Origin of the sequence: Nonomuraea sp. C10, from assembly GCF_008017515.1 — a bacterium.
Classification (GTDB): Bacteria; Actinomycetota; Actinomycetes; order Streptosporangiales; family Streptosporangiaceae; genus Nonomuraea; species Nonomuraea ferruginea.
This window is the reverse complement of record NZ_VPFF01000001.1, coordinates 5,646,384-5,670,916: the sequence shown is the minus strand read 5'-3', so window position 1 is coordinate 5,670,916 and position 24,533 is coordinate 5,646,384. Positions and strand designations below refer to the sequence as shown.

The following is a 24,533-nucleotide window of genomic DNA, read 5'->3' as shown; positions in this document are numbered from 1 at the left end:
GCTCCGACGCCCCGTCTGAGGAAGACCGTCCGCTCGGTCAGGGGCGGCCGGCCGGGAGGGGGCAGGTCGTCGGTGAGGGGCCTCCGCCGGGAGGGGGTGAGGTCGCATGACGCTGCTCTCGCCGATGTGGCTGCTGTTGCTGGTGCCCGTCGCGTTGCTCGCGACAGGGTACGTGGTCGCGCAGAGGCGGCGCACCGAGTACGCGGTGCGGTTCACGAATCTCGATCTGCTGGACAAGGTCGCCCCGCGCGGGCCGGGGTGGCGCAAACACGTGCCGGCGGCGTTGTCACTCGCCATGTTCGTGCTGCTGGTGGCCGGGTTCGCCAGGCCGACGGCCGAGGTGACGGTGCCGAGGGAACGGGCCACGATCATGGTGGCGTTCGACGTGTCCGCCTCGATGGCGGCCACCGACGTCAGCCCCGACCGGTTCAGCGCGGCCAGGCAGGCGGCCACCCAGTTCGTGGAGCACCTGCCGCCCCGGTTCAACCTGGGCCTGGTGGCGTTCTCCGAGAACGCTTCGGTCGTCGTGCCGCCGACCACCGACCGCCCGGCCGTGCTCGGCGCGCTCGACCGGCTGACCACCACCGCGGGCACCGCCATCGGCGAGGCCGTCTACTCCTCGCTGGACGCCATCGAGGCGCTCGACACCGAGGAGCAGGCCCCGCCCGCGCACATCGTGCTGCTCTCCGACGGCGAGAACACGACCGGCCGGACCGTCGAGGAGTCGGCGCGCGAGGCGGCGGCCCGAGGCGTGCCCGTCACCACGATCGCCTACGGCACGCAGGAGGGCGTCATCGAACTCCAGGGAAGACAGTTGCCCGTGCCGGTGGACGGCCCCGCGCTGCAACGGCTCGCGGAGACGGCCGGTGGCGGCTTCTACGAGGCGGCCAGCGGCGATGAGCTCCAGGCCGTGTACGAGGACATCGGCACCTCGGTCGGCTATCGGACCGAACGGCAGGAGATCTGGCAGTGGTTCGTCGCGGCAGGGCTGATCGCGGCGCTGCTGGCGGCGGCCACCTCGATGCTCTGGTTCGCGAGGCTGCCGTGAACGGGCTCGGCAGGCCCAGCGGCCCCGCCTTCACGCAGGTGCCCCTTGCCGTCCCGCCGCCCTCACGCCCCGTGGAACCCGCGCGCCGGGGCGGTCGTCTCCTGGTGACCGCCGTGCTCGTCGCGGCGGTCACCGGTGCCGCGGCCGGACTGGCGGGGGCGGCCGCCTTCCGATACGGGGAACCCGCCACCGCACTGCCCCGGGCGGCGCCGGCCGCCTCGGGCGGCGCGACCGGGCTGAGCGCGACGGCCGCGATGGTCCTGCCGAGCGTGGTGTCCGTCGAGGCGGGCCGGGCAGGCGGGTCCGGCTTCGTGGTGGACGGGAGCGGCCATGTCCTCACCAACGCGCACGTGGTGCGGGGCGCGTCCGACGTGACGGTGGTGCTCAGCGACGGCCGCAGGCTGGGCGCGCGGGTGCTCGGCTCCGACGACGACGAGGACCTGGCCGTGCTGGAGGTGGTGGGCGCGGGCTCCGCCCGCCTGCCGCCGGCCACGCTGGGCCGGTCGGCGGACCTGTCGGTGGGGGAGCAGGTGCTCGCCATCGGCTCGCCGCTCGGCCTGTCGGGGACGGTCACCGCCGGCATCGTCAGCGCCACCGATCGGGAGGTGCGGCTGGGCGGCGCGTCCCGTACCGCGGTGCAGACCGACGCCTCCATCAACCCGGGCAACTCCGGCGGCCCGCTGGTCAACGCCCGCGGCCAGGTCGTGGGGGTGAACACCGCGATCGCGGCCGGGCGGGGCGGCGGCAACATCGGCATCGGGTTCGCCATCCCCATCGACCGGGCCGCGCCCATCGCGGACCGCCTCATCCGAAACTAGGGTCCGAAGTATGCGATTGCTGGTCGTCGAGGACGAGGAAGACCTGGTGGAGGCGTTACGCGTGGGCCTGGTCCGGGCCGGATACGCGGTCGACGTGGCCGCCGACGCCCTCACCGCGCACGAGAAGCTCCAGGTCAACTCCTACGACCTGGTGCTGCTCGATCTCAACCTGCCCGGCGGCGACGGTTTCCAGCTGTGCCGGGCGGTCAGGGCGACGGGCGACGGCGTGCGCATCATCATGGTCACCGCGCGGGACCGGCTGGACGACCGCGTGCGCGGACTCGACGAGGGCGCCGACGACTACCTGGTCAAGCCGTTCGCCTTTCCCGAACTGCTGGCGAGGGTCAGAGCCCTGCTGCGCAGGGACACCGGCGGCACCTCCGTCCTCGAGGTGGGAACGCTGCGGATCGATACCGCGAGGATGGAGGTGTCGCTGGACGGGCGGGCGCTGGCGCTCACCCCCAAGGAGTACGGCGTCCTGCACTACCTGATGACCAGACCGGGCTACGTGGTCTCCAGCGAGGAACTGCTGGAGCACGTCTGGGACGAGCACGCCGACCCGTTCACCAACACCGTCCGGGTGACCGTCGGCAACCTGCGCCGCAAGCTCCAGGCCGACGGCCTGATCGAGACCGTCATCAGCCGGGGGTACCGGCTCAGGGAGCCCGCATGATCCACACCATCCGGTTCCGGCTCACCGTGCTCTACTCGGGGCTGCTCTTCCTGCTCGCGGCGCTGGTGCTGGGCGGCATCTACTACGCGGTCTCCCGTACGACCGAGCAGCGCTCGTACGCGACCGAGATCGCGAAGACGTACCGGGACGGCGAGTACGTCGGCAAGCAGGAAGTGGTGTTCATCGAAGAGGTGGAGAACGCGATCAACGTCGGGACGCTCGCCACCCTGCGCGACTACTCGCTGTACACGCTGGGCGGGCTGTTCGCGGCGAGCCTGGGCATCGGCTGGCTGCTGTCGGGCCGGGTGCTGCGGCCGGTCCGGTCGATCACCCGTACCACCGAGGAGATCCAGGCGACGGACCTGTCACGGCGGATCACCCTGCGCGGCCCGAGCGACGAGTTGAAGGACCTGGCCGACACCATCGACACCATGCTCGACAGGCTGGAGGAGGCGTTCCGGGCGCAACGGCAGCTCATCGACGACGCCTCCCACGAGCTGCGCAGCCCGCTGACGATCATCAGGGCGAACGTGGACGCGGTGCTGCTGTCGCCGGAGGCGAGCGAGGAGGAGCGCGGCCGGGCCGTCGCCGTCGTGGACCGGGCCACCACCCGGATGACCCGCCTGGTGGAGGACCTGCTGGCCAGCGCCCGCAGGCAGGGCACCGCGTTCGCCGACACCGACCTGGACCTGTCACGGGTGGCCGTCGAGGCCTGCGAGGAGTACGCGGCGCTGGCCACCGCGCGCGGCCTCACCATCACCAGGCGGCTGACGCCCGGCCTGGAGACGACCGGCGACCAGGACGCGCTCCGGCGGGCGGTGGCCAACCTGCTGTCCAACGCGGTGCGGTTGTCCCCGCCGGGCGGGCGGGTGCGGGTGGCCGCCGGCCGGTGGGGCGCGACGGACATGATCTCCGGCGGAGCGTCCCGCCTGCGGCCGCTGCACCGCGCGGCGGGCTGGGCGGCCGCGAAGGCCGGCCAGCAGAAGGCCGGTCACCGGGAGACCGCCGTGGACGAAGCCGGCGGCTGGCTGTGGGTGGCCGTGCGCGACGACGGGCCGGGGCTGGCGGCGGAGGACCAGGCGCGGGTGTTCGACCGGTTCTGGCGCGGAGAGGCCAGCCGCCGCGACCGGCACACCGGGCTGGGGCTGGCGATCGTCAGGCAGATCGTGGAGTCGCACGGCGGCAGGGTGGCGGTGCACTCGCGGATCGGGGAAGGGGCCACGTTCGTGCTGTGGCTACCGGCCCGCGGCGGCGCCCCCGGCCCGGCGCCCGACCACAACCCTTTCCCCTGACGGTCCGGCCTGCTGCCATCGTCGCGCCTGCGGCATCCGCGGGCCGCCGCGCGGGTGCCGGCTGATCTCCATGACCGACCCGTACGCCAGCCCTTCCGACGGCTTGTATAGCAGTGATCCGATTCTGCGCCCGATGCTCAAGAATTGGTTTGAACCATTGGTATAAACCACTTCCCGAAGTGGTCGGAATAATCAATGGATTAGACCTCTGAAGGGCGTCTGAGCTGGGGAAACGTTGACTTAACCGAAGAGTGCAGTTTCATCATCAATTCCGCCGGTAGAGTCCGAGTAGAAGCGTTGATTGGAGCTGTGGTGGCCAAGTACGTTTACGACTTCACCGAGGGCAACAGGAATCTCAAAGATCTCCTGGGCGGAAAGGGCGCCAACCTCGCCGAGATGACCAATCTCGGGCTGCCCGTTCCTCCGGGGTTCACGATCACTACTGAGGCGTGCCGCCACTACCTGGCAGAGGGCGCCCTGCCCGAAGGGCTCGACCGGGAGGTCGAGGAGCACCTGCGGGCGCTCGAGGAGAGGATGGGCAAGCGGCTCGGCCAGGCCGACGACCCGTTGCTCGTCAGCGTGCGCTCGGGTGCCAAGTTCTCGATGCCGGGCATGATGGAGACGGTGCTCAACATCGGGCTCAACGACGAGTCCGTGCACGGCCTGGCGAAGCAGGCGGGCGGCAACGACCGCTTCGCCTGGGACTCCTACCGCAGGCTCATCCAGATGTTCGGCAAGACCGTGCTCGGCATCGACGGCGACCTGTTCGAGGACGCCCTCGACGCTCTGAAGGACGGCCGCCAGGACACCGACCTCGACGCCGGTGAGCTCCAGCGCCTGGTCGAGTCGTACAAGGGCATCGTCCGCGACCAGACCGGCGACGACTTCCCCGCCGACGCGCGCGAGCAGATGCGGATGGCCGTCATGGCCGTCTTCGACTCCTGGAACGCGCCGCGCGCGATCCTCTACCGCCGCCAGGAGCGCATCCCCGCCGACCTCGGCACCGCCGTCAACATCTGCTCCATGGTCTTCGGCAACTGCGGCGGCGACTCCGGCACCGGCGTCGCCTTCACCCGCGACCCCGGCAGCGGCCGCCAGGGCATCTACGGCGACTACCTGCAGAACGCGCAGGGCGAGGACGTCGTCGCCGGCATCCGCAACACGATCCCGCTGCAGGAGCTGGAGCGGCTCGACAAGCGCTCCTACGACGAACTGCTGTCGATCATGGAGACGCTGGAGAACCACTACCGCGACCTGTGCGACATCGAGTTCACCATCGAGCGCGGCAAGCTCTGGATGCTGCAGACCCGCGTCGGCAAGCGCACCGCCGGCGCCGCCTTCCGCATCGCCACCCAGCTCGTCGACCAGGGCCTCATCACCATGGACGAGGCCGTCACCCGGGTCACCGGCGACCAGCTCGCCCGCCTCATGTTCCCCCGCTTCGACGCCGGCGCGGACAAGCGGCGCATCGCCAAGGGCATGAACGCCTCGCCGGGCGCGGCCGTCGGCAAGGCCGTCTTCTCCTCCGAGCGGGCCGCCGAGCTGGCCGCCCAGGGCGAGGACGTCATCCTGGTGCGCCGCGAGACCAACCCTGACGACCTGTCCGGCATGATCGCCGCCCGCGGCATCCTCACCAGCCGCGGCGGCAAGACCTCGCACGCCGCCGTGGTCGCCCGCGGCATGGGCAAGACCTGCGTGTGCGGCGCCGAGGAGCTGGACGTCGACACGGCCGGCCGCACGTTCTCCGCCCCCGGCGGCGTGGTCGTCAACGAGGGCGACGTGATCTCCATCGACGGCACCAGCGGCGAGATCTTCCTCGGCGAGGTGCCGGTCGTCGCCTCCGCCGTGGTCGAGTACTTCGAAGGCGCCGAGCCCGAGGACGACCTGGTCAAGGCCGTCGACCGCATCATGCGGCACGCCGACGGGGCGCGCCGCCTGGGCGTGCGGGCCAACGCCGACAATCCCGAGGACGCCGCCAGGGCGGTCCGCTTCGGCGCCGAGGGCATCGGGCTGTGCCGCACCGAGCACATGTTCCTCGGCGACCGCCGCCAGCTCGTCGAGGACCTGGTGCTCGCCGCCGGAGCCGAGGACCGGCAGGTCGCGCTGGACGCGCTCGAACCTCTCCAGAAGTCCGACTTCGTGGGGATCTTCCAGGCGATGGGTGACCGGCCGGTGACCATCCGGCTCATCGACCCGCCGCTGCACGAGTTCCTGCCCGACATCGTCGGGTTGTCCGTCAAGGTCGCCACCGGCGAGGCCACGGACAAGGACCGCGCCCTGCTGGCCGCCGTCAAGAGACTGCACGAGCAGAACCCGATGCTCGGCCTGCGCGGCGTACGGCTCGGCCTGGTCATCCCCGGCCTGTTCGCCATGCAGGTACGCGCCATCGCCCAGGCCGCCAAGGAGGTCCCCGGCGCCCGGCCGGAGATCATGATCCCGCTCATCGCCGCCGTCCAGGAACTGGAGTGCGTCCGCGAGGAGGCCGCCGCCATCCTCGCGGAGGCGGGTGTCGACGCGCTGATCGGCACCATGGTCGAGACGCCGCGGGCCGCACTGACCGCCGGGCAGGTCGCCGAGGCCGCCGAGTTCTTCTCGTTCGGCACCAACGACCTCACCCAGATGGCGTGGGGCTTCTCCCGCGACGACGTCGAGGCCTCGTTCTTCTCCCGCTACCTGGAGCTGGGCATCTTCGGCGTCTCCCCGTTCGAGACCCTCGACCGCGAGGGTGTCGGCCGGCTGGTCGCGATCGCCACCGAGGAAGGCCGGGCCACCAGGCCCGACCTCAAGATCGGCATCTGCGGCGAGCACGGCGGAGACCCGGACTCCGTCCACTTCTGCCACGACACCGGGCTCGACTACGTCTCCTGCTCACCCTTCCGCATCCCGGTCGCCCGCCTCGAAGCCGGCCGCGCCGCCCTCAGCGACACCGACTCCGACACCCGCTGACCAACCTCCCCCGGAACTCCACCCACCGGAAAGACCCCGTCCGAGAAAGACCTCGTACGGGGAGTTCCCGGGCCGGGTCCCGTCCGGGGAGGTCTCGTACGAGGAGAGGCCCCCGTACGGGGAGTTTCCGGCGGACGATGGTCCCCTACGGAGAGTTTCGGGGACGCGCTCTATCTGGGGGGAGATCCCGTACGAGGAGAGGTCTCGTACGGGAAGTTCCGAGACGGGTCCCGTCCGGGGGGATAGTCCCGTACGGGGATAGTCCCGTGCGGAGGTTTAGGGGACGCATCCTGTCCGGGGGAGGTCTCGTAGGAGGAGAGGTCTCGTACGGGAGTTTTGTGGCGGGGGGATGGTCCCGTGCGTGGAGTTTCGGGAACGGTCCCGTCCGAGGGACGGTCCCGTACGGAGGGTCTCGGGGACGCGTCCTACCTCGGGGAATGTCTCGTACGGGGAAGGTCCCGTACGGAGACTTCCCGGGATGGTCTCGTGCGGAGATGGTCCCGCGCGGAGAGTTTCGGGAACGGGTCCTGCCTGGGGAGGGTCTCGCATGGGGGTTCGGGGACGGTCTCGTCCGGGGGATGGTCCCGTATGGAAGATTTCGGGGACGCGTCCTACCCGGGGAGGGTCTCGTACGAGGAGAGGTCTCGTACGGGGAGTTTCGGGCTCGGGCCCTGTCTGGAGGTCCGACCGAGGAAGGCCCCCTCCGAGGAAGGTCTCGTACGGGCGAACGTTCGTCCGAGGAAGGTCCCGTACGGGGAGGTTCGGGGACGCGTCCTGTCGGGGGGTCTCGTACGGGCGAGGGTTCGTACGAGGGAAGGTCCCGTACGGAGAGTCTTGAGGATGGGGGTCGTACGGGGAGGTCAGGGGGACGGGATGGGGGTTGGTTCGGCGTTGGCTGGGATGTAGTCGTGGCGTACGCCGAGGTCGCCGAGCCAGGTCCGGAGGCCGCCGATGGCCGCGGGGTCGGCGGACACCTGGGTCGCGTAGCCGGAGAGGGCCACCTCCTCGCCGTCGTCGTACAGCAGCCGCGCCGGCCCCGACCAGGACAGCGCCCAGCGGGCCTGGCCGTGCTGGATCAGCAGCCCCTCCAGGGCGGCGCCCAGCACGCGCGCGAGCAGTCCCTCCTCGGCGGCCCACCCCAGCTCGCGCAGAGCCGCCTCCAGCTCCGCCTGACGCCCTCTGGCGATGGCCTCGAAGGCCGCGTCCAGGTACGGCCTGGACGCCCCGACCACCCGGGCGCCCGCCACCGCGAGGTCGCGCAGCGCCTCGGCGTTGCGACCCTCGTACATGCCCTGTGAGACCAGCTCGTCCCAGGACACCGGACGCAGGGCGGCCGCCGCCTGCGGCGTCCACAGGGACCCCTCCACGGCGTTGGCGGCCACGTCGGCGTCGTGCAGCAGCATCAGCGCCGAGCGCGGGTCGGGCACGTGCTCGGGCTCCGGCAGCCGCTCCACCGCCGCCAGCCGCTCGGCCAGGCTCGGATGCGAGTCGTACGGGGACGTCTCCTCGGGCCGCGCGGCCAGCTCGGTCAGCTGGGCCCGCCGGGACTCGTCGTTCAGCATGGACTGGAAGCCGCCGAACACGGCCGCGGGCCGGCAGCCGCCCGCCCCCGCCATCGACAGGTACGTGGCCGTGTAGAGCTCCCAGGCCGCCGCCGTGTAGTGGATCTTGCGCAGCGCGTCGGCCATCGCCTGCCGCCCGCCGATCGCCACCGCGAGCTCGTCGGCCTCCAGCTCCTGCCTGCGCGACACGGCCTGCGACACCCGCATGTAGAGCTTGGCGTACCAGGTGAACAGCCGCTGCACGAACGGGTGGCGGTCCAGGCCCCGCACGGTCGCGATGAGCGAGACCCGCCCGCGGTAGACGGGCGCGCCGAGCCGGGTGTGCGCGCCGCTGTAGTGGCCCAGCTCGTGCCCGAGCACCGCCCGCATCTCGTCGACCGTGAGCGTCTGCAGCAGCGGCAGCCCGATGTACATGCGCCGCCTGGTGGCCTTCAACCCGAGGAACCGGGTGTCTTCCGCGACCGCCGCGTTGACGTCCGGCAGCAGCCGGATCTCGTCCGGCGGCGCGGTGCGGACCCGGCGGGCCAGGTCCTCGACGGTCTGCCACAGCACCGGCTCGTGCTCCCTGGTGACCGCCACGCCCGGCTGCTCGCCGCTTTGCCGGCGGCTCACCATGATCAGCGTCCGGACGAGCGCGGCGGCGGCCAGCGTCAGCACCACGGCGAACTTGATCAAGTTGGCGTGGAAGTCGATGATCAGCAGCACGTCGAGCGCGACCGCCGCCAGCACGATCACGCCGACGAGCACGTAGAAGCCGGCGAGCAGGCAGAAGGCGAGGACGGCCCGGAACGCGGTCGTCATGGGTGAGGGCTCCCGGGGACGGGGGGACTCTGGCGTGGCTTCGACCCTAGCGAAAACCGGAAACCGGATAAAATCGCTCCCTTATGGCCGGCTACGACGAACACGACACCGCACGCTGGGTGCCCGAACCACCCGGCAACCCCGAGCGCAGCGCGTTCGAACGAGACCGCGCACGGGTGCTCCACAGCGCCGCGCTGCGCAGGCTCGCCGCCAAGACGCAGGTGGTCGGCCCGGCCGAGGCGCTCGGCGCCGGCCAGCACATCCCGCGCACCCGGCTCACCCACTCGCTGGAGTGCGCCCAGGTCGGCCGCGAGATGGGCGCCACCCTCGGCGTCGACCCCGACCTGGTGGAGACCGCCTGCCTCGCCCACGACCTGGGCCACCCGCCGTTCGGCCACAACGGGGAGACGGCGCTCGCCGAGCTGGCCGAGCCCTGCGGCGGCTTCGAGGGCAACGCGCAGAGCCTGCGGCTGCTCACCCGGCTGGAGGCCAAGGTCATCGCCGACGACGGCACCAGCGCCGGGCTCAACCTCACCAGGGCCGCGCTGGACGCCTCCACCAAGTACCCGTGGACCCGCGGCGAGTCGCCCAAGTTCGGCGTCTACGACGACGACCTGCCGGTCTTCCGGTGGATCAGGGACGGCGCGCCCGACGGCCGGGTCAGCTTCGAGGCGCAGATCATGGACTGGGCCGACGACGTCGCCTACTCGGTGCACGACCTGGAAGACGCCCTGCACTCCGGCCACGTCGTCCCCGAGGCGCTGCGCTCGCCCGCCGAGCGCGCGGCCGTCTGCGTGACGACCCGCACCTGGTACGCGCCCGGCGCCGACCTCGCCGAGCTGGAGGAGCTCTTCGCGGAGCTGGTCGCCGCCCCGCCGTGGCCCCGCCGCTTCACGGCCACCCTCTCCGACCTGGCCGGGCTCAAGGCGCTCACCAGCGGGCTCATCGGCCGCTTCTGCCGCGCCGCCCAGACGGCCACCAGGGAGTCGTACGGCCTGCGCCACCGGACCAGCCTCGTCGTGCCGGAGTCGACCCGCCTGGAGTGCGCGCTGCTCAAGGGCATCACCGCCCACTACGTGATGGCCACCGAGGACCACCACGCCAACCAGGCCAGGCAGCGTGAGCTGATCATGGAGCTGGCCTCGCTCATCACCCTCGGCGCGCCCGGCACGCTGGAGCCCGCCTTCAGGCCCGCCTTCGACGAGGCGGCCGGCGACGCGGACCGCGTGCGGGTGGTCATCGACCAGATCGCCTCGCTGACCGACACCTCCGCCGTCGCCTGGCACCGGCGGCTGTCACGCTGAGCGCGTCACCGCACGGTGCCGACCGACGCCGTCGGCGCGAGCGTGATCGCGAGCTCCGGCGTGGGAGTGGCGCGCTTCTTCTTCCGCGTCGGAGTCGGGGTCGGCTCGGCCGACGCGGGCTCGGCCCGCTTCCCGCCGCACAGCAGCCTGCACGACGGCGTCTCGCCGAGCTTGCGGCGCAGCGCCAGCGTCTCCTGGCGGGGCGAGAACGTGCGGTTGCCGGACCGCCACGCGTCGAGATAGTCCCACGGCTCGACCATGCCCCTGCGCACCCACCAGAACGCCGGGCCGGTCTTCCAGGAGATCGCGAAGTAGAGGTTGGGGCCGGTGTCGCGGGCGTTGCCCGACGTGCCGACCCGGCCCAGCGTCTGGCCGCCCTTCACCTTCACACCCGGCCGGATGCCCTCGGCCACGCTGTCGAGGTGGGCGCCCAGGTAGCGCACCCCGTCGTCGCCGATGACCGTGACGAACCTGCCCTCGCGGTGGGCGCCCTCGTCGGTGGACGGCAGCCACCGGTTGGCGGTGTTGACCTCGTCGACCACGCCGTCGACCGGCGCCACGAACGCGCATCCCCGCGGCGCCCAGATCGTCGTCTTCGGCAGCACCAGCAGCTTGCTCTGGTAGGTCACCTCGCAGCCCTTGACGGGGAAGGTGTAGGTGTACTTGGAGAGCTTCGGCGGCGGCACCCGCACCGGGTCGTCGCCCGCGGGCGGCTCGACGGGGCCCTGCGGGGCCGGGGTCGGGGCCGGCGAGGTCACCGCCGCGGAGCCCGCGCCGGACGTGGTGGCGGCCGACCGCACGCCCGCGATCCCGGCCGGCTGGCTGCAGCCGCTCACCAGCAGCGCGGCGCCGGCCGACGCCGCCAACAGGCCGATCCGCCCCGCTCGCATGGCTTCCACTTTATCCGAGAGGACAACCTTTACCTTTTTGACGCGCTTCCCGGCATGAATGCCGGGATTCAGCCCGTGCCGCACGGTCATGCGGCACCTCTGCGGCTTCCTGCTTCGTCGGCCCGCGCCATCGGTGAGGATGGTCTTACCGGGCCTCCACCAGAACGAACACGAGGATCGTCCCGCCCGCGGGAGCGGAAGGCGTTTTTCGTCTCCGCCCGTCCGGCGGCGACAGTCACGCTGTGTCATCGTGACGATTCGGAGCTTCCGGAGTATTCCTTCGCCCCGCACGTCGAACACAATACCGAGCTCCGGCCGAACCGGGCAGTGGAATCCTGATGTTCGCGGCGCATTGTCTAACTTGGATGCCACCGGTTCCGCCCCACGGATCTTCCGGCCCGCCGGTCACATGGCTCTCATGGGGGAAGTGTCAGGGGAGACGCATAGACTCACCGGCGTGGCTGGCCGGATCCGTGACGTCGACATCGCGCTCGTACGCGAGCGTTCCCCCATCGCCGACGTGATCGGCGAGCACATCCAGTTGCGCAACGCCGGAGGCGGCAACCTCAAGGGGTTGTGCCCGTTCCACGATGAGAAGTCGCCTTCCTTCAACGTCACCCCCGAGCGGGGGATGTACTACTGTTTCGGCTGCTCCGAAGGCGGTGATGTGATCACCTTCGTGGAGAAGGTCGAGCATCTGACCTTCGGCGAGGCGGTCGAGCGGCTGGCGCAGCGGGCCGGCATCCAGTTGCAGTACGAGCAGGGCGGCTACGTGCCGCGGCGCGACCACGGGGAGCGGGCGCGGCTGATCGAGGCGCACCGGCTGGCCGCGGAGTTCTACGCCGCCAAGCTGTTCGCGCCCGACGCCGGCGCCGGGCGGCGGTTCCTGTCGGAGCGGGGGTTCGAGCGGGCCGACGCCGAGCTGTTCCAGGTCGGTTACGCCCCGGCCGAGTGGGAGGCGCTGACCCGCCACCTGCTGGCGCGCGGGTTCAGCGCCGAGGAGCTGGTCAAGGGCGGGCTGGCCAAGCAGGGGCGGCGCGGGCCGATCGACCGGTTCCGCGGGCGGCTGATCTGGCCGATCAAGGACTCGACCGGCGACGTGATCGGGTTCGGCGCGCGCAAACTGCTCGACTCCGACGACGGCCCCAAATACCTCAACACCCCCGACTCCCCGCTCTACAAGAAGAGCCAGGTGCTCTACGGCATCGACCTGGCCAAGCGCGAGATCTCCAAACGGGCCCAGGCGGTGATCGTCGAGGGCTACACCGACGTGATGGCCTGCCACCTGGCGGGCGTGCCGACGGCGGTGGCGACCTGTGGCACCTCGTTCGGCGAGGAGCACATCAAGATCCTGCGCCGGTTCCTGCTCGACCAGGCCGAGTTCCGGGGTGAGGTGATCTTCACCTTCGACGGCGACGCGGCCGGCCAGAAGGCGGCGCTGCGGGCCTTCGCCGACGAGCAGAAGTTCGTCACGCAGACCTACGTCGCCATCCAGGCCGACGGGCTCGACCCGTGCGACCTGCGGGTCAAGCAGGGCGACGCGGCGGTGCGCGACCTGGTCGCGAGCCGCGAGCCGCTGTTCCAGTTCGCCATCCGCAGCACCATCGACCGCTACGACCTGCGCAGCAACGAAGGCAAGATCGCGGCGCTCGACGCGGCGGCGCCGATCGTGGCCGGCATCAAGGACGCGGGGCTGCGCAAGCGCTACGCCATCGACCTCGACCGGTGGCTCGGGTTCATGGACGAGCGGTTCGTCATGCAGCGCATCGCCGAGGTGGGGCGGGCGCAGACGGGCCGCCCGCAGCAGGCCCCACGGCCCGCTCCGGTCGATCCGCACGTACGGGTGGAGGCCGAGCTGCTCAAGCTGGCCGTGCAGCGGCCGGCGCTGCTCGGGCCGCGCTTCGACGCGCTCGACCCGCAGGCGTTCACCGCGCCCGACCACGTGACGCTGCAGCGGCTGATCGCGGCGGCGGGCGGGCTGGCGGCGGCGGGCCACGGCGGCCGCCCGTGGGTCGACCGGCTGCTCGAACACGCCCACGAGGAGGGCGCGGCGGCGCTGGTGACCCGGTTCGCGGTGGAGACCATCCAGGCCGACTCCCACGCCGAGGAGCGCTACGCGGGCGCGATGCTCGCGGCCATCGAGGCCGTCGCCGTCGACCGGGCCATCGCCCAGGTGAAGTCCCGCATCCAGCGGCTCAACCCGGTCGACGAGCAGCAGGAATACAACAAGCTCTTCGGCGAGCTGGTGGCCCTGGAGCAGCAGCGCCGGGTCCTGCGCGACCGGGCGGCCGGAAGCTAGCCCGCCGGAGGCCGGCGAACTTTCGCCGGGCGGCCTCTGTCCAACACCCCGTGAAGATCCGAATGGTGACCGTTCTGGTGGCGGGATCCGCCGTCCTGGCGGGCGGTGGCGGCGTCGCCGTCGCGGACGTCCCGGTGCGGACGGGATGGCTGCCCAACTGCGGCGGCACGGTCAAGCAGCCCGCGAACGAGGTCGGCGTGGACGAGACCCGCCTGCTGCTGTCGCCGGACGGGTCGCGGCCGGCGTACCTGCCCGACGACGCGGGCAGGCGGATCCGGGTGTACGACGTGCGCTCGGGCCGGGCCGTCGGCACGCTCCCGGCCGAGGACGGCTTCTCCTGCACGGCCGGGTTCAGCGGCGACGGAGGGGAGCTGCTGCGGGTGGAGGAGAGCATGCGGGTCACCGATCCGCGCGGGCGCACCCTGCGCAGGGACGTGCCGCCGCAGGTGGTCGCCCACAACCTGCCCCGCCGGCCCTCGTCCGTGGCCGACGGCGGGGGCGACGACCGGCCCAGGGTGGCGGCGGCCGCCGCCGACGGACGGCGGCTGGCCGTGTACGTCCCGGGGGAGCGGCCGTCGGTGATCGTCTACGACCTCGGGTCGCGGAAGGTGACCGCGAGGGTCCCGCTTCCGACTGGGGTCCGCCCGGCCGCGGCGACATGGACCGGAACGGCGGAGGTGACCGTACGCGGCGACGGCGGGGGAATGGGCCGGCGGGTGCGCGTGGATCTCGATGAGAAGCGGGCCGAGATCGTCGAAACGTACGACAGGCCCGCCGGCGGGACCGTCTACCACGCGGGCGGCTGATCGGCGCATAGCCGAGTGGAAGACCCGGTAATGCCGCACAAAGCGGCATCCGGGCAGCAAGACCCATGTGTCCGGCGCTTCACCGAGCCGGACACACCAATCCAGACCGCGTAATTGACTTTACTTTCCTGATCAAACTCCGGCTAAACCTTAAAGGGATCTCAATTCGGTAAGGGTGATGGCCTTACCTTCGGTGACAAAAATGGGTCTGCCATTTTATGGAACCAATACTGCAGACTGTCTCCCGTGGGTGCATCGGTGCTGCCAAGTGGACCGCCATCCGTAGATCAGGTGGCGGACCTCGTCGCTAAGGGAAGGGAGCGCGGGAGCGTAACCGTCGATGACGTCGCAGCCGCGCTTGACCGATCCGAGCTTCCCTCAGACGCGCTGGAGCGCGTCGTGCGGATGCTCGCCGAGAACGGTGTGGAGGTCCTCGAGCCCCAGGGCGACGAGGAGACCACCCGCGCCGATGAGGAAGACGTAGGCAAGCGGGCGCCGACCAGTGATCTGGTCCGTATCTACCTGCGGGAGATCGGCCGGGTGCCGCTGCTGACGGCGGAAGAGGAGGTGGAGCTCGCCAAGTCGATCGAAGCCGGCCTGTTCGCGGAGGACAAGCTCGGCAACGGGGTCTCGCGTCTGGCCTTCCCTGAGTTCAGGGAGCTCGTCTGGCAGGGCACCCGGGCCAAGCAGCGCCTCATCGAGGCCAACCTGCGGCTCGTGGTGTCGATCGCGAAGCGGTACGTCGGCCGCGGCATGCTGTTCCTGGACCTGATCCAGGAGGGCAACCTCGGCCTGATCCGGGCCGTGGAGAAGTTCGACTACACCAAGGGCTACAAGTTCTCCACCTACGCCACCTGGTGGATCCGTCAGGCCATCACGCGGGCGATCGCCGACCAGGCGCGGACCATCCGCATCCCCGTGCACATGGTGGAGACGATCAACAAGCTCGTCAGGGTGCAGCGGCAGCTCCACCAGGACCTCGGCCGCGAGCCGATCCCGGAGGAGATCGCCAAGGAGATGGACCTCCCCGTCGACCGGGTCGTGGAGATCCAGCGCATCGCGCAGGAGCCGGTGTCGCTGCAGTCTCCGATCGGCGAGGAGGACTCCGACCTCGGTGACTTCATCGAGGACGCCGACGCGGTCGTGCCCATGGAGGCGGCGGCGTTCATCATGCTGCAGGACCAGCTCGACGACATCCTGGCGACCTTGTCCGACCGCGAGCAACGCATCATCCAGCTCCGCTTCGGCCTGGCCGACGGCCATCCGCGCACGCTGGAGGAGGTGGGCAGGGAGTTCGGCGTCACCCGGGAGCGCATCCGGCAGATCGAGTCGAAGACCCTGGCCAAGCTCCGCCACCCGACGAGGGCGCAGATGCTGCGCGACTATCTGGACTGAGTGGTCACGACGGCGGGCCGGGGAGCCTCCCCGGCCCGCCGTCGTGTCACGAGCAGCCCTCGAACTGCGGCACCGCGACCGTGCCGAAGTCCAGGCCGGTGCCGCCGAACCACTCGCGCAGCAGCTTGGCGGCGGTCCCGTCCTGGTACATGTCGGTGATCGCCCGGTTGACCTCCTCGCATCCGGCCACGTCTCCCCGGCGCATGCCGATGCCGGTCCGCTGCTCGTTGAACTGGGCGTTGGCCAGGCGCAGCCCGCCGCCGTCCTGCTTGGCCAGCCCGGCCAGGATGACGTCGTTGGTGGTGATGGCGTCGACCTGGTTCTGCTTCAGCGCCACCATGCACGCCTGGTAGTCGGGGAACGGCTTGACCTCCGCCGCCACCCCGCGCTCCTCGACCACCCGCTGGGCCGCGTTCGCGCCCTCCACCTCGCAGATGCGCCGGCCCCGCAGGTCGCGCACGTCCTTGATCCGGCTCTCGTCGGGCCGGATCAGGATGTCCTGGTAGGAGATGTGGTACGGGCCCGCGAACAGCACCTTCTGCTTGCGGTCCTCACTGATCGTGTACGTGGCCACGACCAGGTCGGCCTCGCCGGAGAGCACCGCGTCCTCGCGCTCGGCGGCCAGCACCGGGACCAGCCGGTAGTCCTTGCCGAGCCGCTCGGCGACGTAGGCGGCCACGTCGACGTCGAAGCCCTCGAACCCGCTGCCCTTCTGGAACCCCACCGACGGCAGGTCGGGCCGGACGCCGATGACGATCTCGTCCTTGTCGAGCAGGGACCCGGGGGCGCCGGCGCCGCATCCGGCGGCCACCAGCGCGACCGCCGCGAGCATCACGATCATCAGCCGCTTCAACGGTACTCCCTCAGTCGTGGCCACACGCCCAGGGCCAGCAGCACGCCGATGCCGCCCATGGCGAACGGCAGCACGGTCCACAGCTCGTCCAGCGCCCGCTCGCCGCGGTCGACGGCGGAGGTGAAGACGCTCTGCTTGCGGTCGGCCACCTTCACGAGCTCCTCGTCGTACTTCGCGAACGCCTGCCGCACCTCGCCGAGCCTGATCGCGACCGCCTCACCGGTGCGGCCCGTGGCCGCCCGCGCGCGCATCAGGCTGTCGGCCTCCTGGTAGCGGAGGTAGGCGTCGAGCACGGGTTTGGCGGTCGCGCCGGCGAGCTCGGGGCCCAGCATGCCCCGGAAGTCCTCGGCCCCCCGCACCGCGGTCTGGTACTTCGCCAGGCTCCCCGCCTCGACGTACATCAGCCGCTGCGACTTGTCCAGGAACCGGTGCTCGTAGGTGTCGGCCCGCTCCTTGTCCAGCAGGAAGCGGCTCTGGTCGCCCTGCATGCTGTTGCCGATGGCGCGGGCCCTGGCCAGCGTCACCACCGAGTCGAAGCCTTCGAACTTGGCCGTCCGCAGGAAGTCGATGTCCCGCTGGATCACGCTCAGCCCGGCCGCCATCGCGCCCGCGGTCGCCAGGGTGGCGCCGACGAGCGCGAGCCCGAGCACCCTGCGGAACCGCCGGGCCAGGTACACCTGCAGGTACAGCAGGCACCCGAGCGCGAGCAGCCCGGCCACGATCACCGCGGCCCGCACCAGCGGCAGCATCCCGGCCGTGTCGTCGTAGGTGCGGCGCACGATGGTGCCGCTCTCCAGCGTCAGGTTGTAGGCCTGCGGCAGCAGCACCTGGCGCATCAGGTCGGTGGCGTCCCGGTAGACCCCGAGGACCGAGGCGGGCGGGTCCCCGGCGGCGTGACTGGACTGGCTGTCGAGCAGCAGCGCCCGCGCGACCAGCTGCTCGTAGCGGCCCAGCCCGTCCAGCACGGACTGGATGGTACGGCGCTCCGCCTGGTCGTCGCCGGCCAGCTGGAACGCCTCCAGCAGCGCCAGGTTGGCGGCCGAGCGCTGCTGCTCGTACCGCGCGAGGGCCTTGGCCCTGAGTCCTCCGTCCTCGGGGCCCATCACCAGCACGTCGGCGATCAGCGCGTCCATGTCGCTCAGCCCGAAGTACAGGCCGGAGGTGGCGACCACCTGGGGGCCGGCGTCGCGGCCGATGACGCGCAGGCCGTCGCCCGCGGTGGTGCCGCCGGCGGCGACGGCGGCGAACAGCAGCGCGAGCGCCGCGGCCGCCACCCCGGTGAGCACCCGGACCCTGCCGGGCACGCTGCGCGCGGCCCGCCGCCTGACCGGAGGCGCGGCCTGGTGCGGTGCGGGCGGCGCGGGTGAGATCGGCGTCACCGTCAAGGCGTGCCCTCCCTGATCGTGATCACGGTCCACGCGCCGAGGTGGATGCGGTCGCCCGGCCCCACCGGGACCGGCACGTTCACCGTGACGGGCTTGCCGTTGACCTGGGTGCCGTTCGCCGAGCCCGGGTCGACCAGCATCCAGGTCCCGCCGGGCGTGGCCAGCAGCACCGCGTGCAGGCCCGACACGCCCGGATCGGTCGGCGGCCCGGCCAGATCGATCTCGGGCGTCAGGTCACGGCCCCTGCGGCTGCGCCCGATGCGCACCTGCTCGCCGATGAGCGGGAACGAGCGTTCCGGGCAGTACGGGGGGAAGGCCATGGCCGCGGCGTCCGGGCCGTTCTGGGCGATGACCTGGTCGTAGTAGGCGCGGTCGGCGGCGGTCACCGCCTCCCAGCGGGCCCCGGCCACCGGAGCCCGCGCGGGCAGCGCGCCGCCGTCGAAGGAGTGGCCGCACACCTCGCAGAACTGGCCGACGCGCGGGGTGGCGCAGATCGGGCAGCTCTCCGCCGGCCGCGACCCCTGCGGCTGGGACGGCCCCGGCTGCCGCGGGGCGGGCGCGGACATCTGCGTCCCGCACACGTCGCAGTAGTCGTCGGTGCTCGACGCGTGCCCCTGCGGGCAGGTCGCCATCAGCCGCCCTCCGTCCTGCGGAGCCTGCTCGTGCGTACGGAGCCGGTGTCCAGCTCCAGTTCGTCGGCCTTGTCGACGTTCCTGACCAGCCGGGCGGTGCCCTGGACGGGATCGACCTCGACCACCTTGTCCAGCAGCCGCGCGGTGTCCTCGCGGCCCGAGTCGGCGGCGATCTTCCTGGCCCTGGCCAGGCGGGCGGTGGCGGCCTCCACGTTGCCGGCCGCGCGGTCGCTCAGGCCGTCCTGGATCAGCTGGTGCAGCTCGGCCTGGCCGGTGTAGTGGATGACCTTGGGGTTGATGCGGGTGGACTGGGCCAGGTCGTCGGTCCACTGGGCGAGCACGTTGCCCGAGGCCAGCACCTCGTCCGTGTCGGGCCGCACCAGCTTCACCCACCCGGCCCTGATCTCCTGGCCGATCTGGCCGGGGGCGACCTCCACGCACAGGTGGTACTCGCGCTCCTCCTGACCCCACGAGCCGGTCGGGTAGTCGCCGGTCATCGGGTTGACGTCGGCGCGCTTGCCGGTCAGGTCGAGCAGCGTGGGCGAGACCTGCTTGACGAACTTGAGCGTGGCGGTCTGCGGCACCCACACGCGCAGCGACAGGTCGGGCACGGTCTTGGCCATCGCCGTCTGGGTGATCCGGCGGAAGAACTCGGCCAGCTCGTGCTGGTTCCTGACGAACTCGAAGCTGCCGAGCAGTGCCTCCGACACCATGCGGAGCTGGGCGGGCACCCAGTCCGCGCCGACGCCGAGGCTGTCGCAGACGAACTTGCCGCTCCAGGCGCGCAGCACGTGCTGGAACGTCTCCTCGCGCTCGTTGTTCTGGCCGTCGGTCATGAGGATGGCGTGCCGGACCGCGTTCGGGTGCGCCGACAGCAGGTGGCCGGCCAGGTTGAGCCACTCGCCCATCGCGGTGCCGCCGCGGGCCGTCAGCCTGGAGATGGCCTGCTGCGCCTCGGCCCGGGTCGCCGGGGTGGCCCGGACCAGGCCGTGGCCGTGCGGGTAGATCACCTTGGCCGTCGAGGTGCCGGAGACCACCGCGAAGTACGCGCCGTCGCGCAGTGTTTCCACGGCCGTGGCGGCGGCCGTCCGGGCGTCACGGATCTTGCTGCCGCTCATCGAACCCGACGTGTCCACGATGATCACTTCGGCGGCCTCGGTGGCGGTCTCCGCCACGGCCGCGCCGGTGGAGCCGATCGTGAGGATGGCGTGCACCTCCCGGCCGTCCACCGGGAGGAATTTGTTCTGGTCGATCTGCAAGGTGAAAGAGGACTGGTCACCCATGCGTGCCTCCTAGAGGGATCAAGGCGATGGTCACGTTGTCGTGGCCGCCGGAGTCGAGCGCGTGGCGCAGCATCTGGCGGGCCTGGTCGAGCGGGGTTCCCTCGGTGGGGAAGCGGTAGCCGGCGAGGTAGCGCCACAGCCCGTCGCTGCACACCAGCAGCAGGCCGGGTCCCGGCGGCGTGAAGACGCGCGTACGGGGGCGCACGTCGGGGTAGTCGGCCCCGAGCCAGGCGGTGATCTCCCCGGTGGGCGCGACGTCGTCCTCGGTGAGCAGCGTCCCCTCCCGCCGCACGCCCCCGGCGGCGGGGACGTCGGCGAGCCAGTACGCGCGGGTGTCGCCCGCCCAGCAGAGCGTGATCTCGCCGGGGCGCGCCACCGCGGCCACGTACGTACAGGCCGGGGCATGGTCCGGGGAGCTGGCGAGCTTGCCCACCGCCAGGCCGGCCAGCGCGAACGCCTCCTCATGCGGCCGCCCCTCCGCCAGCGCCGCCGCTGCCGCCGCCACAGCCGCTGCCGCCGCCTCATCAGCCCGCGGCGAACTCCCCACCCCATCACAAACCACCGCGATCGTCCCCGAACCGACCGCACCCAACGGGACCGCCCCACCTGCTGGAGTCACGCTGGGAGGAAACGTCCCTGACGGGACTGTCCCCGCCGCGCCGGAAGTGGCCGTGCCCGACGGGACCGGCCTGCCTGCTGAGGTCGCGCCGGGAGGAGGGAAAGTCTCCGCCGGGTCTGCCGGAGTCGCGCCGGGAGGCGTCCCTAGCGGGACAGCCCCCGCCGCGCGGGGCGGGAGCGTCTCTGGCGGGATTGTCCCGCCTGTTCGGGGCGGGCCGGGTGGGGGTGTTCTTGGGGCTGATGTGGTTACCGGGATGGTGGTCGCTTCTGGTGGGATCGGGTTCGGCGGGGGTGCGGTGAGCGTTAGCAGGGTTACCGCGTCCTCGTTGCGGGCGCGGCGCAGGCCGCGGTCCGTGACGGCGGCGGCGCCGTGGGGGAGGACGGACTCGGCATGGTCCCTGGCCGTGGGCTGGCGCACGCCGCAGCGTTCGCAGTAGCCCTCCGCGTCCACGGCGGCGGCGCCGCAGGACACGCAGGAGGGGGAGGCGAGCGGGTGGCCGCAGGCTTCGCAGAAGGAGTCGCCCCGGGCCACGGGCGCCTCGCACAGCGGGCACATCACAGCCACGTCCGGGGCCGGACAGTGTTGGCCAGGTCGACCAGCGCGTACCGTTCCTGCCGCGAGGACGCCGCGCCGGCGAGCTCGCGGTAGATCGACTCCAGCCGCCCCCGCACGCCCCGCTCCGTGAAGGGGGTGTCCGCCACCCACGCGCCGGGCGCCGGCTGGTTGCCGTCGAGCCAGGTGAGCGCGGCACGCAGGATCTCGGCCGTCAGCCGCTTGCGGCGGCGCGGGTCGAGGTCGGCCAGCTTGCCCAGGCGGTCGGCGGCGGCGGTCAGCTCGCCCGGGTGCAGCGCCCGCGGGTCCCGGCGGGCGGCGGCGGCCACCAGCGCGAGCTGCGCGGCCACCCGGTGACTGGAGGACGCCGGCACCTCGTCGAGCACCGCCGTCCGGCCCGTCCTGGCCAGCCCGAAGGCGGCGCTGACGTAGGCGTGGTCGGTCCGCCACACGCTCTCGTACCAGGGGACCGGATCGCGACCGGCGAGCTCCAGCGCGAAGCCGAGCGCGAGCTTGGGCGCCCGCTCTCCCGGCATCATCGACACGCACCGATCGAACGACCTCACCGCGAGATCGGGGTCGCGGACGGCGAGCCCGGCCACGCCGCGGTACCAGGTGACGCGCCAGTCGCCGGGCAGGGCCCGGTCGAGGTCGTCCAGCATGTCCCGCACTCCCGCGAAGCCGTCCTCGGCCGCCAGCCTGGCCAGGGTCAGCCGGGTCTCCGGCGTCTCCGGCATGGCCCCCACCTGGGCGGCCAGCTCGTGCGGGTGGCTGCCGGCCAGCCCGGCCAGCGCCCCGGCCGCGGGGTCGGCGGGGTCGGCCAGCGGCACGGGCAGCGACGTCACCGCCGCCATCGGGTCCAGCGCGTCGAACACCCGCTGCGGGTCGTCGGACAGCGCCCTGCCCACCGCGTCCCGCTCGGGCCCGAACAGCGCGGACGGCGCCGGGTACGGCACGCCGTCCTCCAGCGCGGAGATCTCGCGCAGCACGCCGACGAGCTGCTCCTCCATCTCCTGCGCGCTGTGGAACCTGGCGGCCGGGTCCGGGTCGGTGGCGCGGCGCAGCAGCCGGGCGAACGACTCGTGGCCGCAGTCGTCCGGCAGCGGCGCGGCCACCCCGCCCCTGGTGGGGCTGAACCCGGGGACGGCGAGTGCCGCCAAGGTCCTGGCCACCGTGTAGAGGTCGGAGGCGACGGACGACGGCTGGGTGTCCAGCTCGGGCGCGTGGTAACCGGTCGTCACCCAGGAGGACCCGGGCGGCGAGCCGACGCGCTGCACCGCGCCCAGGTCGATGAGCTTGAGCCGCCTGCCGACCCGGATCACGTTGGCCGGCTTGAGATCGCAGTAGACCAGGTCGTGCTCGTGCAGGTAGGCGAACGCGCGCAGGATCTCACGCCCGTACATGAGCGTCTCCCGCAGCGGCAGCGGACCCTGGCCGCGCAGCTCGTGCAGCGACTGGCCGCCGACGTACTCCATGACGATGTAGCCGAGGCCGCCGGAGCGCTGGAAGTTGAAGATCTTGACGATGTTCGGGTGGTCGACCATCGTCAGGAAGCGCCGCTCGGCCTCCGCCGCCGCGAGCGCCTCGGCGTCGGCGGTGTTGAGCAGGCCCTTCAGGACCATCCAGCGGCCGTCCAGGTTCTCGTCGGAGGCCAGGTAGATCCAGCCGAGGCCGCCGTGGGCCAGGCAGCCGAGCACCCGGTACTGGCCGCCCACCAGGTCGCCCTTGGCCAGCTTGGGGGAGAAGGAGTACGGCGTCCGGCAGTGCGGGCAGAACCCGTCGGTGCGGCCTGGCCGCCCGTCCACCGACCGGCCGACCGGCTTGCCGCAGTCGAGCTTGGCGCAGAACCGCTTGTTCTCCGGCACCTGAGGGTCGGACTGCACCGCGGTCGCGGGGTCGCGGTACGGCACGGACGGCAGATCGGCGATCTCCGCGAGCACACCGGCGCGCGACCGGCCGCTGCTCATCGGCCCCGACACGCCCCTGCTGGAGGGCCCCGTCCCGCGTACGGGCCGGGTGACGCCGGCGGGCTGCGACACGGCCGGGTGCCCGGTCCACACCCCGACCGAGCCCTCCGCCGGGCCGCTCGCCCGCGCGGCCACCGGGGGTGAGACGGCGGCGTGACCGCACAGGTCGCAGTAACCCTCGTCGATCGTGCCCGTGCAGCCAGGCTGCGCGCACGACGTCATCGCCCACCTCCGTTGATGGCCCGCTTGTACTCGTCGACGGCCGCGGCCGCCCTCGTCAGGTCGCACGGCGAGCTCCACAGCAGCAGCCGCGCCCGCTCGTAGAGCCGCATCGCGGCCGGATCCTCGACCATGCCGGTGCGCGCGGCCTTGGCCTGGCAGGCGCCGAGCAGGCCGCGCAGCTCGTCGCGCCTGTTCAGCAGCCCGCGCAGCGCCCGCGCCGCCGCCCCCGCCTTCGCCTCGGCCTCCACGGCCTGTCGCTCCAGCACCGTGAGCCGTCTGGCCCGCTCCAGCCACGAGTCGGCCGAGGCGTCCAACGCCGCCAGCGCGGCCTCCAGCTCAGGCACGCCGCTCCTGGGCTGCGCCTGCGGCGGCAGCGCTATCTTGACGACGACGGCGCCGTGCGCCAGCCGCGCCTCGCTCTCGGCCGCCCGTACGAGGTCGAGCGCCGCCTTCAGGTTCTCCCTGCGCGCGCCGTACTCGTCCTTGACCGTCAGCGCCTGCTCCAGGTCGGCGCGCACGTTCTCCAGATGGCGGACCAGCGTGTCGAGCTCCTGCTTGACGTGCCCGGCCCCGAGCGGGTCCGCCAGCACGGCGGCGCGCAGGCGGGTCAGGTCGGCGTCCTGGCGGGTCAGGTCGACCGGCTCGCCCAGCCGGCTGCCCAGCTCGCGCGCCCCGGCGAGCGCGGCGGCGGCCGAGTCGACCCGGGGGAGCAGCGCCGACCAGACGGAGTCGATCTCGGTGAGCGCGTCGGTGGCGAGCTGGAAGGCCGCGTCCATCCGCAGGACGGTCTCGTCCAGGGTCAGCCGCTCCTCCACCGGGGGAAGCAGGGAGCGCTGCTCGACGGGCTTGGCCGGCGCCTTCAGCAGCACCGACCGGCCCGACAGCAACGCGGTCAGCGCCTCCAGTTGCTCGCCGCCGAGCCGGGACCGCTCGGCCCTGACCTGCTCCGCGTCGCGCAGCACCCCCCGGTACGCGTCGTACAGGGACCAGAGCCTGGCCAGCGCGGCCTGCGCCTCCTCCCAGCGGAGCCGGGTCGCGTCGCGTAAGGAGGCGCCCTTGAGTAACTGGTAGGTCGTGTGCGACTCCAGATCGAGCAGGTCGCCCGAGATGCGGTCACGCTCGGCCGCCCTCGCGCGCAGCGCGTGCTCGGCGCCTTCTCTGCTCATGGGTGGGCCCTGGCTCATCA

The 24,533-nt window shown here is 72.2% G+C and carries 18 protein-coding genes; 9 read left to right on the top strand and 9 right to left on the bottom strand.

What is annotated here, in order from left to right; translation table 11 throughout:
• Positions 1 to 106 precede the first annotated feature (106 nt).
• The 5 genes from FR742_RS25945 to ppdK all read left to right on the top strand — a co-directional run bounded on the left by FR742_RS25945 (position 107) and on the right by ppdK (position 6,777).
• Positions 107 to 1,048 (top strand): VWA domain-containing protein, encoded by a 942-nt coding sequence (locus tag FR742_RS25945; protein ID WP_148033352.1) that lies wholly within the window; start codon positions 107 to 109, stop codon positions 1,046 to 1,048.
• Positions 1,049 to 1,152: 104 nt separating this feature from the next.
• On the top strand, positions 1,153 to 1,866 hold the full coding sequence (locus tag FR742_RS25940; RefSeq protein ID WP_222709057.1) for a S1C family serine protease: 714 nt from the start codon (positions 1,153 to 1,155) through the stop codon (positions 1,864 to 1,866).
• Positions 1,867 to 1,876: 10 nt separating this feature from the next.
• A complete protein-coding gene (locus FR742_RS25935) occupies positions 1,877 to 2,539 on the top strand; it encodes a response regulator transcription factor (protein WP_148033350.1) in 663 nt (220 codons plus the stop codon).
• Complete coding sequence (locus FR742_RS25930) at positions 2,536 to 3,831, top strand: cell wall metabolism sensor histidine kinase WalK (RefSeq protein WP_148033349.1); 1,296 nt, start codon at positions 2,536 to 2,538, stop codon at positions 3,829 to 3,831. Before FR742_RS25935 ends, FR742_RS25930 begins: the two co-directional genes overlap by 4 nt.
• Before the next feature lie 312 nt (positions 3,832 to 4,143).
• Positions 4,144 to 6,777 carry a pyruvate, phosphate dikinase gene (ppdK, locus tag FR742_RS25925; RefSeq protein ID WP_148033348.1) on the top strand — a complete coding sequence of 878 codons (2,634 nt, stop codon included), beginning with the start codon at positions 4,144 to 4,146 and terminating at the stop codon, positions 6,775 to 6,777.
• A gap of 860 nt (positions 6,778 to 7,637) precedes the next feature.
• On the opposite strand, the gene FR742_RS25920 is transcribed toward ppdK, so the two are convergent.
• The gene (locus FR742_RS25920; protein ID WP_148033347.1) at positions 7,638 to 9,140 is read right to left on the bottom strand and encodes a M48 family metallopeptidase; all 1,503 of its coding nucleotides are present in this window, start codon (positions 9,138 to 9,140) and stop codon (positions 7,638 to 7,640) included.
• Between the two features lie 83 nt (positions 9,141 to 9,223).
• Here FR742_RS25920 and FR742_RS25915 point away from each other — a divergent pair, with 83 nt between their 5' ends.
• The gene (locus FR742_RS25915; protein WP_148033346.1) at positions 9,224 to 10,444 is read left to right on the top strand and encodes a deoxyguanosinetriphosphate triphosphohydrolase; all 1,221 of its coding nucleotides are present in this window, start codon (positions 9,224 to 9,226) and stop codon (positions 10,442 to 10,444) included.
• Between the two features lie 5 nt (positions 10,445 to 10,449).
• Here the strand turns inward: FR742_RS25915 and FR742_RS25910 are convergent, their stop codons facing one another.
• Entirely contained in the window at positions 10,450 to 11,334 is an 885-nt protein-coding gene (locus FR742_RS25910) for a M23 family metallopeptidase (RefSeq protein ID WP_148033345.1), read from the bottom strand.
• 457 nt (positions 11,335 to 11,791) lie between these two features.
• On the opposite strand from FR742_RS25910, the gene dnaG reads away from it, so the two are divergent.
• From dnaG to rpoD, 3 genes are all read left to right on the top strand, one after another.
• Positions 11,792 to 13,633 carry a DNA primase gene (gene dnaG, locus FR742_RS25905; RefSeq protein ID WP_148033344.1) on the top strand — a complete coding sequence of 614 codons (1,842 nt, stop codon included), beginning with the start codon at positions 11,792 to 11,794 and terminating at the stop codon, positions 13,631 to 13,633.
• A 62-nt stretch (positions 13,634 to 13,695) separates the two neighbouring features.
• Entirely contained in the window at positions 13,696 to 14,439 is a 744-nt protein-coding gene (locus FR742_RS25900) for a hypothetical protein (RefSeq protein ID WP_148033343.1), read from the top strand.
• 291 nt (positions 14,440 to 14,730) lie between these two features.
• Positions 14,731 to 15,834: an RNA polymerase sigma factor RpoD gene (rpoD, locus tag FR742_RS25895; protein ID WP_372452512.1), complete on the top strand. Its 1,104-nt coding sequence runs from the start codon at positions 14,731 to 14,733 to the stop codon at positions 15,832 to 15,834.
• A 46-nt stretch (positions 15,835 to 15,880) separates the two neighbouring features.
• Here rpoD and FR742_RS25890 read toward each other — a convergent pair whose 3' ends face one another.
• From FR742_RS25890 to FR742_RS25860, 7 genes are read right to left on the bottom strand one after another with little or no spacing between them, the layout of a single operon-like run.
• Positions 15,881 to 16,687 carry a transporter substrate-binding domain-containing protein gene (locus tag FR742_RS25890; protein ID WP_148033342.1) on the bottom strand — a complete coding sequence of 269 codons (807 nt, stop codon included), beginning with the start codon at positions 16,685 to 16,687 and terminating at the stop codon, positions 15,881 to 15,883.
• Positions 16,684 to 18,072 carry a hypothetical protein gene (locus FR742_RS25885; protein WP_148033341.1) on the bottom strand — a complete coding sequence of 463 codons (1,389 nt, stop codon included), beginning with the start codon at positions 18,070 to 18,072 and terminating at the stop codon, positions 16,684 to 16,686. Before FR742_RS25885 ends, FR742_RS25890 begins: the two co-directional genes overlap by 4 nt.
• Positions 18,069 to 18,704, bottom strand: coding sequence for an FHA domain-containing protein (locus tag FR742_RS25880; protein WP_148033340.1), 636 nt, complete (start codon positions 18,702 to 18,704; stop codon positions 18,069 to 18,071). Before FR742_RS25880 ends, FR742_RS25885 begins: the two co-directional genes overlap by 4 nt.
• Positions 18,704 to 19,987 carry a VWA domain-containing protein gene (locus FR742_RS25875; protein WP_148033339.1) on the bottom strand — a complete coding sequence of 428 codons (1,284 nt, stop codon included), beginning with the start codon at positions 19,985 to 19,987 and terminating at the stop codon, positions 18,704 to 18,706. The genes FR742_RS25880 and FR742_RS25875 overlap by 1 nt, the downstream gene beginning before the upstream one ends.
• Positions 19,980 to 21,161 carry a PP2C family serine/threonine-protein phosphatase gene (locus FR742_RS45970; protein ID WP_261808882.1) on the bottom strand — a complete coding sequence of 394 codons (1,182 nt, stop codon included), beginning with the start codon at positions 21,159 to 21,161 and terminating at the stop codon, positions 19,980 to 19,982. Before FR742_RS45970 ends, FR742_RS25875 begins: the two co-directional genes overlap by 8 nt.
• Entirely contained in the window at positions 21,161 to 23,347 is a 2,187-nt protein-coding gene (locus tag FR742_RS25865; RefSeq protein ID WP_148033337.1) for a serine/threonine-protein kinase, read from the bottom strand. The genes FR742_RS45970 and FR742_RS25865 overlap by 1 nt, the downstream gene beginning before the upstream one ends.
• On the bottom strand, positions 23,344 to 24,513 hold the full coding sequence (locus FR742_RS25860; RefSeq protein WP_148033336.1) for a hypothetical protein: 1,170 nt from the start codon (positions 24,511 to 24,513) through the stop codon (positions 23,344 to 23,346). The genes FR742_RS25865 and FR742_RS25860 overlap by 4 nt, the downstream gene beginning before the upstream one ends.
• Positions 24,514 to 24,533 lie beyond the last annotated feature (20 nt).

Bases quoted from the DNA above. Each gene is read 5' to 3' on its own strand.
- FR742_RS25945 (WP_148033352.1), top strand. From the start codon at position 107: ATGACGCTGCTCTCGCCGATGTGGCTGCTGTTGCTGGTGCCCGTCGCG.
- FR742_RS25935 (WP_148033350.1), top strand. From the start codon at position 1,877: ATGCGATTGCTGGTCGTCGAGGACGAGGAAGACCTGGTGGAGGCGTTA.
- FR742_RS25930 (WP_148033349.1), top strand. From the start codon at position 2,536: ATGATCCACACCATCCGGTTCCGGCTCACCGTGCTCTACTCGGGGCTG.
- FR742_RS25920 (WP_148033347.1), bottom strand. From the start codon at position 9,140: ATGACGACCGCGTTCCGGGCCGTCCTCGCCTTCTGCCTGCTCGCCGGC.
- FR742_RS25915 (WP_148033346.1), top strand. From the start codon at position 9,224: ATGGCCGGCTACGACGAACACGACACCGCACGCTGGGTGCCCGAACCA.
- FR742_RS25910 (WP_148033345.1), bottom strand. From the start codon at position 11,334: ATGCGAGCGGGGCGGATCGGCCTGTTGGCGGCGTCGGCCGGCGCCGCG.
- FR742_RS25900 (WP_148033343.1), top strand. From the start codon at position 13,696: ATGGTGACCGTTCTGGTGGCGGGATCCGCCGTCCTGGCGGGCGGTGGC.
- FR742_RS25880 (WP_148033340.1), bottom strand. From the start codon at position 18,704: ATGGCGACCTGCCCGCAGGGGCACGCGTCGAGCACCGACGACTACTGC.
- FR742_RS25875 (WP_148033339.1), bottom strand. From the start codon at position 19,987: ATGGGTGACCAGTCCTCTTTCACCTTGCAGATCGACCAGAACAAATTC.
- FR742_RS45970 (WP_261808882.1), bottom strand. From the start codon at position 21,161: ATGTGCCCGCTGTGCGAGGCGCCCGTGGCCCGGGGCGACTCCTTCTGC.
- FR742_RS25865 (WP_148033337.1), bottom strand. From the start codon at position 23,347: ATGACGTCGTGCGCGCAGCCTGGCTGCACGGGCACGATCGACGAGGGT.
- FR742_RS25860 (WP_148033336.1), bottom strand. From the start codon at position 24,513: ATGAGCAGAGAAGGCGCCGAGCACGCGCTGCGCGCGAGGGCGGCCGAG.